Below are 11,880 nucleotides of genomic sequence, written 5' to 3'. Positions count from 1 at the left end.
GTTTCTCAATTTTTTGGTGTGAAACAAGCTAAGAATTTTTTAGAAAGATTTGGTATAAATGCGATCAATGCTAAGTTTGAAAATATGAATGCTGCTGATATTGCGGTATATGAGGAAGCGAGAAGGTTGTTTGACCAAAAGCGGTTTTTTCATTGGGATTTGGAATTTCCAGAGGTTTTTATTGATTTAGAAAGTGCTAGTTGGAAAGAAAATCCCGGTTTTGATGCTGTGATCGGAAATCCACCTTATGGATCGACTTATAAAGACTATACAAATGCTAAATTACAATATATTAGTAATACTGTTATCTCCAAAGATATTTATCTATTTTTTATTGAACTTTCATTAGATATAATTTCCCAAATTGGTACTATAGGCTTAATTACTCCTAATACATGGATGACTTTAGAAAGTGGTTGTGATTTTAGGAAATTAGTTTTACAAACTACACAATTAATTAAGATAGCAGAATTTAGATCGGCTTTTCAAGATGCAATTGTAGAAACTGCTGCTTTAATAGCTTCTAAAGATGTTAATAGTTGTAAAAACACAGAAGTTTTAAATTTTGCAAATCAGGAAATCATTACTAGATATTTTCGTTTGACATCTGAATGGTTATTAAATGAAGGCTATGTAATTGATTATTATTTAAATATGGAAGAAATTAGTATTTTGAACAAGTCTATTAATCAATGTATTAAATTAGAAGAATTAGTTAATATATGTGGAGGTACAAAATTATATCAAAAAGGAAAAGGTAATCCACCTCAAACGCAGTTAGTTGTCAAGGAAAAACCATATACATCAAATAAATTACTACCAGATTTTGAACCACTAATTACAGGTGGAGATATACAAAAATATGTCACTCAAAACGAGCTTATTTATGTTAAATATGGTGTATGGTTAGCTGAACCAAGAAATGAAAGTATATTTAGAAATCAAAAAATTATAGTCCGACGTACTGATGATTCAATTATTGCAAGTATTGATTGTGATTTGAGGATTTGTCAAAATTCTGTACATTGTCTTCTCAAAAAACAAGATAGTATTTTTTCTGATTATTTTTTGTTATCAATATTAAATTCTTTTTATATTAAATGGTGGTATCAAAAGAAAAATTTTCAGATGGTTGGTAAGCCTTTTGCTGAAGTTAAAGTTATTTATTTGTCAAGAATACCAGTTCCAAAAATATCCTTTACAACTCCCCCAGAGAAACGTCAAACTTATCTAGAAAACACAATTAACCTTTACCAACAATATCAAATCAATTATAACCCAAATATCCTACTTAGCCAAATTGATCACCACCTCAACCAACAACCAGAAGAAGCAGACGTAATTCATGACTTACTGGCATATTTAGCCGAACAAATGATAGAATTAAATAAACAAAAACAAACAGAAATCAAAGGCTTTTTAACATGGTTAGCCAGATTAATCGGTACTGATATTGATAATCTTACCAATAAATCTAAAATTCAAAATTATTTAGGTGATTATTATAAACAAAAACAAGCAGATAACCATTTAACCCTTGACGAATTAATTGATATTCTCAAGAAAAACAAGAAAAAACTAAAAATTGATATCAGCGGTAGAAAAGAACAAGAAACATTAGCCAAAGAATATCAAGCCAGCTTAAACACACTCCTACCCATCAAAAAACAACTAAAACAATGTGATTGGTTAATTGATGAAATCGTTTATAAATTATATAAATTAACTCCAGAAGAAAAAGCGATCATTGAAGGAGAAAATAATTAAAAAATTCTAATTAAAAAATTCTAATTAAAAAATTCTAATTAAAAAATTCAGATCACCGACTTTTTGAGCATTGTTCCTTAAAACTAAAAAACTTTGTACCTCATGAGCATGAAAACTGCTATAATCAATACTACTAACTGAGGAAAGCCCAAAAACAACAAAATGTTACCACAATCCTATCAAACAATTTTCCGCCAGCATGAAAATATCTATATTTTATATTTTTATCCTGTTTATCCTTTAATCCTGGACATCCTGATTATAACAATATTTACTGACAAGATTTATTAATAGATTTATTAATAAATCTTGATATTTAAATTGAAAACTTTAAAGTAACATCGGTTTCGTGATATAATAAGTATTTAAATCAGTTAAATCAATATTTTGCTATCATCAACATCTACCACAGATAAAAAACTCTATGCTTACCCAAGAATCACCCAAAACTCAAACCATAAACTGGAAACCCATAATCAAAAAATTTGTCGCAGTCCTCGGAGAAAAAGGTGTAGTACAACGCAAAGAAGAACTCCTTACCTATGAATGTGACGGTTTAACCAGCTATAAACAATGTCCCCCCGTCGCAGTCTTACCAAGAACCACAGAACAAGTATCAGAAATCGTCAAAATTTGCAATCAATTCTCCGTTCCCTTTATTGCTAGAGGTTCGGGAACAGGTTTATCTGGTGGTGCTTTACCAGCAGAAAATTCTGTTTTAATTGTCACTTCATTAATGCGACAAATCTTAAAAATAGACTTAGAAAATCAACGGGCTGTTGTCCAACCGGGAGTAATTAATAGTTGGGTAACTCAAGCAGTTAGCGGCGCTGGTTTTTATTTTGCACCAGACCCTTCTAGTCAAATTATTTGTTCTATTGGTGGTAATATCGCCGAAAATTCAGGGGGAGTACATTGTTTAAAATATGGTGTAACGACAAATCATGTTTTAGGTTTAAAAATAGTCCTTCCTAGTGGTGCAATTGTTGATATTGGTGGACAAATTCCCGAAACTCCAGGTTATGATTTAACAGGTGTCTTTGTCGGTTCAGAAGGTACTTTAGGAATTGCGACAGAAATCACTTTAAAAATTCTCAAAACTGCCGAATCAATTTGTGTTTTATTAGCAGATTTTACCAGTGTAGATGCGGCTGCTGCAACGGTTTCTGATATTATCAGCGCGGGCATTATTCCTGGTGGTATGGAAATGATGGATAATATTAGTATTAATGCTGTAGAAGATGTGGTGGCTACTAATTGTTACCCTCGTGATGCTGCGGCTATTCTATTAGTAGAAATTGATGGTTTAGAAGTCGAAGTTTCTGCTAATAAACAGCGAGTTAAAGAAATTTGTCAAAACAATGGAGCGCGAAATGTGACTAGTGCCAGTGACCCAGAAACCAGATTAAAATTATGGAAAGGTAGAAAGGCAGCTTTTGCCGCTGCGGGACATATTAGCCCAGATTATTATGTACAAGATGGTGTAATTCCTCGCACTCAATTACCTTATGTTCTCCAAGAAATTGAGCGGTTAAGTCATCAATATGGTTATCCCATTGCTAATGTTTTTCACGCTGGAGATGGTAATTTACACCCATTAATTTTATTTGATAATTCCATACATGGAGAATTGGAAAAAGTCGAAGAATTGGGGGGAGAAATTCTCAGATTATGTGTAAGAGTGGGTGGTAGTATTTCTGGTGAACATGGTATTGGTGCTGATAAAAAATGCTATATGCCAGATATGTTTAGTCAAGCTGATTTAGAAACAATGCAATGGGTAAGACAGGTATTTAATCCCCAAGGTTTAGCAAATCCTGGTAAGATTTTTCCTACTCCTCGCACTTGTGGAGAAGCGGCAAAAGTATCTATTCAAAAATTCCCAGATGTAGAAAGATTTTAACAAAAAAGTTAGGAATCAGGAATATATACAGCAGTTACCGCTATTATGAAGTACAAATATTAATGATAAAACTCTTGTGGTGCGGGCATCTTGCCCGCATAATATGTACTTTACTCAAGCTAAACTTGCTGTAGCTATTCCTGGTATTATGAAATACAGTTTTGATCACCTGTATTTCCTTCCTAATTCTCTATTTTTCTCTGTCTTTAATTCTTCCTCCTTACTCCTGAGTTATTACATTTTTCTAATGACTTTACCTAATTGGATTACTTTTTCTCGACTGCTGGGAATACCTTTTCTACTCTACGGTTTATACAATCCTACAAATCAAGCAAAATGGATATGTTTAACTATATTTTTAATTGCGGCTCTAACTGATTGGTTGGATGGATATTTGGCCAGAAAATTGAATCAAATTAGTGAATTAGGTAAATTTCTTGATCCTTTGGTAGATAAATTATTGGTACTTGCACCATTATTAGTATTAGTAGAATTAGGAAAAATCCCAGCTTGGGGAGTTTTTATAATTTTAGCACGGGAATTAGCGATCGCAGGTTGGCGAGTTAATCAAACTACTATCACTGGTGCAAATATTTGGGGTAAACTGAAAACAGTTAGTCAAATTATTGCCATATCTCTCCTAATTGCTCCCTTGTCTCCAATTTGGCAAACTCCTATTTTAATTGCCTTTTGGGTATCGGTAATATTAACAATTATTTCAGGAATAATTTATCTCATTCCTCAAAAAATTAGCGAGTAAAATCAAAGTAGAGCAAATTAAATGTCTAGAATAGAAGGCTTTAGAGTTAGAAATTACAGAGTTATTCGTGATATTACCTTGGGGAAATTGTGGAATACACAAAGTGCCAAGCCATTAACACCAATGACAGCGGTTATTGGTAAGAATGGCGTGGGAAAAAGCACGATTTTTGACATTTTTGGCTTTCTTGCTGATTGCTTGAAAAATGGAGTAGAAGAAGCTTGTTATGCTCATGGTCGTGGTGGGTTTGAAAAAATTCTCTCTCAAGGACAACAGGGAAGTATTGAGTTTGAAATCTATTATAAAGAAGATGGTAATGCCCGACCAATTACTTATGAATTAGCCATAGATATTGACTCATTTCAAAGACCTTATGTAAAAAAAGAGAGACTGAGACAACGCAGAATAGGACAACCTAAGGGACAACCTTTTTCTTTTTTAATTCTCAATGAAGGCAGAGGAATCGCATGGAAAGGTGAACAACAAGGTAAGCAAGATGATTTTGATGTGTCAGATTTAATGGATAAAATCCAAAGAGGTGAAGCAGAAGAAGAAACTAAAGAAACCGAAGTAGTTGAACTTGATGATCACCGAAAACTGGGAATTGCTACTTTAGGTTCACTTAAACAACATCCCCGAATTTCTATGTTTAGAAGATTTATTGAAGGGTGGTATTTAAGCTATTTTAGACCTGATGCTGCCCGCAGTTTACCTCTAGCCGGACCACAAAAGCATTTGAATATTCATGGAGATAATTTAGGTAATGTAGTTCAATTTATGGAAAGAGAACATCCCAAAAAGTTTCAATCCATACTGGAAAAAATAGCGAATAAAATTCCCGGTGTCAATAAGATTAGCACTTACCCAAGTCCAGATGGAAGACTGCTTTTGTGTTTCAACGACAAGGGATTTCAAGACCCATTTTACTCTCAACAAATGTCAGATGGTACACTCAAAGTATTTGCTTATCTTCTGATGTTAGAAGACCCTTCACCACCACCATTTTTGTGCATCGAAGAACCGGAAAATGGACTTTATCATAAACTTTTAGAAACCCTAGCCAGAGAATTTCGAGAACACACTAGAGGTCAGAAAGGTGGGTCACAAATATTTGTGACAACACATCAACCATATTTTGTAGATGCTCTTGAACCTGAAGAAGTTTGGGTATTAGAAAAGGGTGATGATGGATTTGCTAAAATTAAGCGGGCTAGTGAAGATCCTCTGATAAATAATCTTGTTTCTGAGGGTTTGCCCCTGGGTGGACTTTGGTACAGTGACTACTTGGACGCAAGGTGAATATATGCACTTTGAGATATTAGTTGAGGATATTTCTGGCAAAACTACTCTTGATATTCTTGTTCCAAAAATTATTAACCCCGAACAACACACATTTAATATTCATGCTTACAAAGGAATAGGGCATATTCCTAAAAATCTTACATCTAATTCTGATCCCCAAAAACGAATTTTGCTCGACCAATTACCGCGACTTATTCAAGGCTATGGTAAAACATTTGCCAGTTATCCCCCTAGTTATCATGCTGTTCTGATCATTATTTGCGATCTTGATTACCGATGTTTGAGTGTTTTTCGCAAAGAATTACTGAATATTGTAGACTCTTGTGAACCTAAACCAAAGACACAATTTTGTATTGCTATTGAGGAAGGAGAAGCATGGTATTTAGGTGATTTAGCAGCAGTAAAGACGGCTTATCCAAATGCCAAACTAGCAACCCTAAATTCTTATGCTAATGATGATATTTGTGGCACATGGGAGAAGTTAGCCGACGCAGTATATCCTGGTGGTTGTCAAAAGTTGTCTCAACTTCCTGATCAGGTAATTGGTAAAGAGAAAACAACTTGGGCTGAAAAGATATCTCCTCTAATGGATATTGATAATAATCAATCACCAAGCTTTTGTTATTTTCGAGATCAGCTTCGACGTTTAAGTGAGCAGTAAAGCAAGAAATGGCAATAAAAAACCCTGGCGAAACTGACCAGGGTTAATTAGGAGAAAATTTGAATGACGATTAGATACAAATACCGAAGCGGGAAATTTTAGCTAACCCCCAAGGTAATTAGAACTATAGAAGTTAAAAATAATATTGCTACTACACCTTGAAAGGCATAGGTGCTTTGTTGCGCTTTTGTAGGAAATTCTGCGTAGTAAAGTTTGGGTTCTTTGGCATAGTTGTTAAGAATGCCTTTTTCATCACTTGTGGTATACATAATGTTTTTTCTTGGGTTTGTTACTTTATGTAAACTAATATAACAATATCTTTACAAAGTGTCAATAGAACTTGACAAAAAAATAATTGATGCTAGAAGTAAGTGCTGCTTACCTGGAAGCGCCAGAAAAAATCTCGGTGACAGCAGCCATAAAAAAACCCACCTGCGCGGGTTTCCAGTGGAAAGTTAGCAAAGGTGGTTGAAAATCAATGAAATTGAAAATTTAGCCACAAAATGTTTTAGCAGTTTACAAACAAGTTGTGAACTGCTTGTGACTTTACCCATAACTTTGCCGTCAACAACACTATAACCCTCATTCTTGCGTCAGCTAATTTTGGATGAAATTGACAGCATTGTTAAAATTAAATCAACTAACCCAGAGCCAAACTGACCCCAAGCAACTGCAAACCGTAGGAGATAACGAACCATGATCGCAGCCAAAGACAACGCCCCTCACCTCACCCCAGAAGAATATTTCACTTGGGAAGAAAAGCAACTAGAAAAACACGAACTGATCGACGGTCAAGTTTACGCCATGACTGGCGGTAGCGTTAATCATAGCCGCATTGCAATTCGATTTGCGACTATGGTTGATACCCATTTAGACGCTAGTAGTTGCATAACAGGTAACTCTGACCTGAGAGTTAATATTGTTGGCACAAATAACTACACTTATCCCGATATTAGCGTCACCTGCGATGATCGCGATAAAACCACAACCCAATATATTACCTACCCCTGCTTAATCATTGAAGTTCTCTCAAAAACTACCGAAGCCTACGACAGAGGCGGCAAATTCAGAATGTATCAAAATAACCCGGTCTTGAAAGATTACCTGTTGGTTAGTTCCACTGCGATGGAAATAGATTTGTATCACAAAAATGATGCAGGACAATGGATGATTATTAACTATGGAGAAGGTGACACCATTGAACTAAAAAGCATCAATCTCAGCTTCCCCATTGAACAAATCTATCGCGGTTTAAATCTTGAACCAGAGAATGGGGAATAATAAAAGCATTACCTAACTAGGGCTTGCTGAATAAACACCGTGACAAATCAATGACTTGAGGGGATAGAAGATGAATAGGTGCAAGAAAAAGAGTTAAAACGGGTAAAAACCCTTACATAAAAGCTTAATAAGATATATAAAAAAGCGCAAAAACAAGAAACAGCACCAGAAAAAATCTCGGCTACAGCAGCCATAAAAAAAACCACTTGAGCGGGTTTCCAGTGGAAAGTTAGCAAAGATGGGTGAAAATCAATGAAATTGAAAATTTAGCTACAAAATGTTTTAGCAGTTCACAAACAAGTTGTAAACTGCTATGAAAACGGGATTGTGTTTTTTTAAATGGGCAGTACCAGACTCGAACTGATGACATCCTGCTTGTAAGGCAGGCGCTCTACCAACTGAGCTAACCGCCCGTTTTCTTTACTCAATTAATATAGCATAGCCTTTGAAAATTTTGCAAGTCTTTTGAGAAAATTTTTTTGGGGATTGGGAAAGGCTGATGTGAACGGGATTGAGCTATACTAATTGAGGGTTTTACTGTTAATTTGATATTTTTAATTTGCCAAGATGCCCTCTGGTCAAACGCATGATCGCATTACTATCTGGTCTATGCCTGTTGTAGCGGGTATAACATTGATTTCCACTCACAGCAGTAATATGACTTTGTTAGTGGCGGGTGGGTTTATGTTTGGGGGGCTGATGTTTGGTCCCGATTTGGATATTTACTCCCGTCAATTTCAGCGTTGGGGTGTTCTGCGGTGGATTTGGCTACCTTATCAAAAAAGTCTGCGCCATCGGTCTTTTTTATCTCACGGTCCGATTATTGGTACAACCTTAAGAGTGGTGTATCTGACAACTTTTTTAGCATTGGTGGCCATTGTGCTGGTGATGATTTTCACCAAGTTGGGAAATGTGGCTTGGAACTGGGGCGAAGTGTGGGGAACTGTGGGGAAGACCATCTATATGTATTATGGAGAATTTTTTGCCCTCTTTGTCGGCTGTGAACTCGGTGCAATGAGCCATTCTTGTAGTGATTGGACTGTTTCCGGTTATAAACGATTTCAAAAACAGGGTATTCAAGGTTTACTCCCCCGTGGCAAAATTAAGAAACGTAAAGTTAGCCCCAGTCGTCGCAGTGTCAAAAAGCGGTAAAAAATATGGCAGTTAATCAGACTTTAGAGGCATTACAAGAGTTAATAAATGTAGTAGCGAAATTGCGATCTCCCCAAGGTTGTCCTTGGGACTTGGCACAAACCCCATCAAGTCTAACTCCCTATGTAATTGAAGAGGCTTATGAGGTAGTAGACGCGATTCAAACTGGGGATAAACAGGCTATTGCTGAAGAATTAGGTGATTTATTATTACAAGTAGTATTACAGGCGCAAATTGCCAGTGAAGCGGGTGATTTTTCTCTGCAAGAAGTTGCAAAGGGGATTGCCCAAAAGCTAATACGTCGTCATCCTCATGTATTTGCTGATATGACTGTGGCAAGTATGGAAGAGGTACACAAAAATTGGGAAACGATTAAAGCAGCAGAAAAAGGAGAAACTGTAGAAGAGCAAAAACTCAGTCATAAATTAAATCGTTATCGTCGTAGTCTTCCCCCCTTAAATGCGGCCATGAAGATATCTGAAAAAGCTGCTCAGGTTGGTTTTGAGTGGAATAATGTAGATGAAGTTTGGGGCAAATTTCATGAAGAGTTAGGGGAATTTCAACAGGCTTTAGCTGAAGAAACCAAAGAAAGACAAGAATCCGAATTAGGTGATTTACTATTTGCCATTATTCAAATTGCCAGATGGCATAAACTTGATCCTAGTGCGGGTTTACAAGGGACAAGTCAGCGATTTATTCAACGATTGCAAAAAATGGAGGATGTGATTGAACGTCCGTTGACAGATTATAGTTTAGAAGAATTAGATGCCCTGTGGCAACAGGCTAAAGCCCAACTTGGTCATTAGACATCAGGTAAATTTAAATATGCGTTATTCAGAAACCTTATTTTGGAGTTGTCTAATGCTGATTTTGCAAATTAGTTGCTAGTTGCTACTCAAAAGCACAATCAATAACTAAATTCAATAAAGCGGATTACCATAAGGGTGAGGTACACTTTGGCGGGCAAGATGCCCGCACCACAAGATTTTTATCATTAATATCTGTAACTTATAATATCCGAAACTGCTGTAAAGCGATCGCTAAATCAACTCATAACAATTCTATCCAGTTGTAGCGACGCTGAAAACAATTACCAGTAGTATGTCCCTTGTACTTACTTTTCTATGCTTTCCGCCCCCCGGACAAATTCCTTGCAGCCAGGGGTAACAGCGAGAATCTAACTAAGCATGACGTTGACTGACTAAAACCTGATGAGAATATTGAAAATCATCATTAGTAATTCTGATATCAGCAGGATCTGTCTGTCCTTGCGCTCGGAAACGGCGAATAGCTTCCACAGCAGCTTGATTACACAGCAATACTAAATCAGCGCCATTCCAACCTTCTGTGACTTCAGACCAATATGTTAAATTCACATCTAACAATGGTCGTCCCTCAGTATAGACCTGCAAAATATCTAAACGACTAGCTAAATCAGGCAAATCTACTTTAAGTTGTAAATCTAACCTACCTGCCCGTAATAACGCTGAGTCCAGAGCATCAGGACGGTTTGTAGCCCCAATAACCAGAATACTTGCACCCGCCTCTACACCATCCAATTCAGTTAATAATTGCCCTACTACCCGGTTACTCACGCCTGAATCACCGCTGTAACTTCCCCTTGCTGGAGCTAATGTATCAATTTCATCAATGAATATAACACAGGGTTCTGCTTGTCGAGCCTTAGCAAATAATTCCCGCACTGCTTGTTCACTCGCACCCACCCAACGGGTTAGTAATTCCGGTCCATTGACACCAATAAAATTAGCCCTGGCCTGGGAAGCCACAGCTTTGGCTAATAAAGTTTTACCAGTTCCCGGAGGACCCCATAGCAAAATCCCCTTGGGAGCAATAGCCTTAGTTTGTAGGTAAAGTTCTGGATAAAGTAGCGCCCCTTCTACAGATTCTCGCAGGGTTTGCTTAATATTCTCTAAACCACCAATATCATCCCAAGCAACTTGGGGAACTTCAACTTCCACACTACGAAGCACAGCCGGTTTGATTTCCTTTAGTCCCTGTAAAAAATCAGTTTGAGTAACCGTCATGTTTTCAGGAGCTTGCACCTCTATAGAAGGAACTTGACGACGGAGGGCGCTATAAGCCGCCTTTTGACAAACAGCCTTCAAATCAGCCCCCACAAATCCCACCGCCCGCTCGGCGATAAAATCGAGGTCAACGGTGTTATCCAAAGGCATAGAACGGGTGAGAATTTGCAGAATTTCTTTACGTCCGTTGATATCAGGAATGCGAAACTGAACTTCCCTGTCAAATCGTCCTGGTCTTCGCAAGGCTGGATCAAGATGGTCAGGGCGGTTGGTAGCTGCGAGAACAATCACCCCTGGGCTATGGGAAAAACCATCCATTAAGCCTAATAATTGGGCAACGAGGCGCTTTTCAACTTCCCCTTCTACTGCACTGCGGTCTGGAGCGAGGCTATCAATTTCATCAATAAAAATAATACAGGGAGCATTTTTGGCGGCTTTTTCAAAAATACCGCGCAATCTTTGTTCCGCTTCACCATAATATTTACTGATGACTTCAGGACCAACAATAGCAATGTAGTTAACGCCCAGTTCTTCAGCCAAAGCCCGGGCTGTGAGAGTTTTACCGGTGCCTGGAGGACCAACTAATAATACGCCGTGGGTGGGTTCTAGTCCTAATTTAGCCAATAGGTCAGGGCGTTTTAACGGAATAGCAACCAGTTCTTTGAGTTCTTTAAGAATTTCGCTCAGTCCACCGATATCTTTAAGAGCAATACCTGAAGTAGGATCGGGAGGAACAACTGGATCTGAGGGACCTGCACCAGAAGCCGGGGGGGATTGAGTGTTCATCCGACTTGTACCCACGTCATTACCCATATTACCCCCCATATTACCCATATTACCCCCCATATTACTGCTACGGGGGATATTTCCTGTTCTGGGAATACTGCTTAATGGGCGGGAGTTAAACTGGACATTGGTTTTGATTTCTCCGTTTTCTGATTTTTCTTCGAGAGTTTTTACCAGTTCTAATAACTGCTCGAATCCCTTGAATAAATCACTCATCACATTC

At 37.4% G+C, this 11,880-nt stretch carries 10 protein-coding genes and 1 tRNA gene; 8 read left to right on the top strand and 3 right to left on the bottom strand.

Features of this window, described 5'->3' with window-relative positions; all coding sequences use genetic code 11:
• The 5 genes from H6F62_RS12685 to H6F62_RS12665 form a co-directional block, all read left to right on the top strand.
• Positions 1-1,767: TaqI-like C-terminal specificity domain-containing protein (locus H6F62_RS12685; RefSeq protein ID WP_206755829.1), on the top strand; the 1,767-nt coding region annotated here is incomplete at its 5' end.
• Positions 1,768-2,191: 424 nt separating this feature from the next.
• Entirely contained in the window at positions 2,192-3,670 is a 1,479-nt protein-coding gene (gene glcD, locus H6F62_RS12680) for a glycolate oxidase subunit GlcD (protein ID WP_137907531.1), read from the top strand.
• A gap of 247 nt (positions 3,671-3,917) precedes the next feature.
• Positions 3,918-4,430 (top strand): CDP-diacylglycerol--glycerol-3-phosphate 3-phosphatidyltransferase, encoded by a 513-nt coding sequence (gene pgsA / locus H6F62_RS12675; RefSeq protein ID WP_028084212.1) that lies wholly within the window; start codon positions 3,918-3,920, stop codon positions 4,428-4,430.
• 21 nt (positions 4,431-4,451) lie between these two features.
• Entirely contained in the window at positions 4,452-5,729 is a 1,278-nt protein-coding gene (locus H6F62_RS12670; RefSeq protein ID WP_190372195.1) for an AAA family ATPase, read from the top strand.
• Positions 5,707-6,393, top strand: coding sequence for a DUF4276 family protein (locus tag H6F62_RS12665; protein WP_236097094.1), 687 nt, complete (start codon positions 5,707-5,709; stop codon positions 6,391-6,393). The genes H6F62_RS12670 and H6F62_RS12665 overlap by 23 nt, the downstream gene beginning before the upstream one ends.
• A 98-nt stretch (positions 6,394-6,491) precedes the next feature.
• Here the strand turns inward: H6F62_RS12665 and H6F62_RS12660 are convergent, their stop codons facing one another.
• Positions 6,492-6,662 carry a ssl1498 family light-harvesting-like protein gene (locus H6F62_RS12660; protein ID WP_137907529.1) on the bottom strand — a complete coding sequence of 57 codons (171 nt, stop codon included), beginning with the start codon at positions 6,660-6,662 and terminating at the stop codon, positions 6,492-6,494.
• A 427-nt stretch (positions 6,663-7,089) separates the two neighbouring features.
• On the opposite strand from H6F62_RS12660, the gene H6F62_RS12655 reads away from it, so the two are divergent.
• Positions 7,090-7,674 carry a Uma2 family endonuclease gene (locus H6F62_RS12655; protein WP_190372194.1) on the top strand — a complete coding sequence of 195 codons (585 nt, stop codon included), beginning with the start codon at positions 7,090-7,092 and terminating at the stop codon, positions 7,672-7,674.
• 340 nt (positions 7,675-8,014) lie between these two features.
• Here H6F62_RS12655 and H6F62_RS12650 read toward each other — a convergent pair.
• Positions 8,015-8,087: transfer RNA gene (locus H6F62_RS12650), tRNA-Val, on the bottom strand.
• 154 nt (positions 8,088-8,241) lie between these two features.
• On the opposite strand from H6F62_RS12650, the gene H6F62_RS12645 reads away from it, so the two are divergent.
• Both H6F62_RS12645 and mazG read left to right on the top strand, forming a co-directional pair.
• The gene (locus H6F62_RS12645; RefSeq protein ID WP_137907527.1) at positions 8,242-8,826 is read left to right on the top strand and encodes a metal-binding protein; all 585 of its coding nucleotides are present in this window, start codon (positions 8,242-8,244) and stop codon (positions 8,824-8,826) included.
• Between the two features lie 5 nt (positions 8,827-8,831).
• Positions 8,832-9,632: a nucleoside triphosphate pyrophosphohydrolase gene (mazG, locus tag H6F62_RS12640; RefSeq protein WP_190372193.1), complete on the top strand. Its 801-nt coding sequence runs from the start codon at positions 8,832-8,834 to the stop codon at positions 9,630-9,632.
• Between the two features lie 375 nt (positions 9,633-10,007).
• On the opposite strand, the gene H6F62_RS12635 is transcribed toward mazG, so the two are convergent.
• The gene (locus tag H6F62_RS12635) at positions 10,008-11,873 is read right to left on the bottom strand and encodes an AAA family ATPase (protein WP_137907525.1); all 1,866 of its coding nucleotides are present in this window, start codon (positions 11,871-11,873) and stop codon (positions 10,008-10,010) included.
• Positions 11,874-11,880: the final 7 nt, after the last annotated feature.

The sequence above is a fragment of the Anabaena sp. FACHB-1391 genome (assembly GCF_014696755.1).
GTDB lineage: Bacteria > Cyanobacteriota > Cyanobacteriia > Cyanobacteriales > Nostocaceae > Dolichospermum > Dolichospermum planctonicum.
Note: the sequence above shows the minus strand (reverse complement) of the source record. Positions and strands in the feature narration are given on the sequence as shown.

Coding starts and splice junctions, on each gene's coding strand:
- H6F62_RS12635 (WP_137907525.1), bottom strand. CDS start 11,873: ATGAGTGATTTATTCAAGGGATTCGAGCAGTTATTAGAACTGGTAAAA.
- H6F62_RS12660 (WP_137907529.1), bottom strand. CDS start 6,662: ATGTATACCACAAGTGATGAAAAAGGCATTCTTAACAACTATGCCAAA.
- H6F62_RS12670 (WP_190372195.1), top strand. CDS start 4,452: ATGTCTAGAATAGAAGGCTTTAGAGTTAGAAATTACAGAGTTATTCGT.
- H6F62_RS12655 (WP_190372194.1), top strand. CDS start 7,090: ATGATCGCAGCCAAAGACAACGCCCCTCACCTCACCCCAGAAGAATAT.
- H6F62_RS12645 (WP_137907527.1), top strand. CDS start 8,242: ATGCCCTCTGGTCAAACGCATGATCGCATTACTATCTGGTCTATGCCT.
- pgsA (WP_028084212.1), top strand. CDS start 3,918: ATGACTTTACCTAATTGGATTACTTTTTCTCGACTGCTGGGAATACCT.
- glcD (WP_137907531.1), top strand. CDS start 2,192: ATGCTTACCCAAGAATCACCCAAAACTCAAACCATAAACTGGAAACCC.
- mazG (WP_190372193.1), top strand. CDS start 8,832: ATGGCAGTTAATCAGACTTTAGAGGCATTACAAGAGTTAATAAATGTA.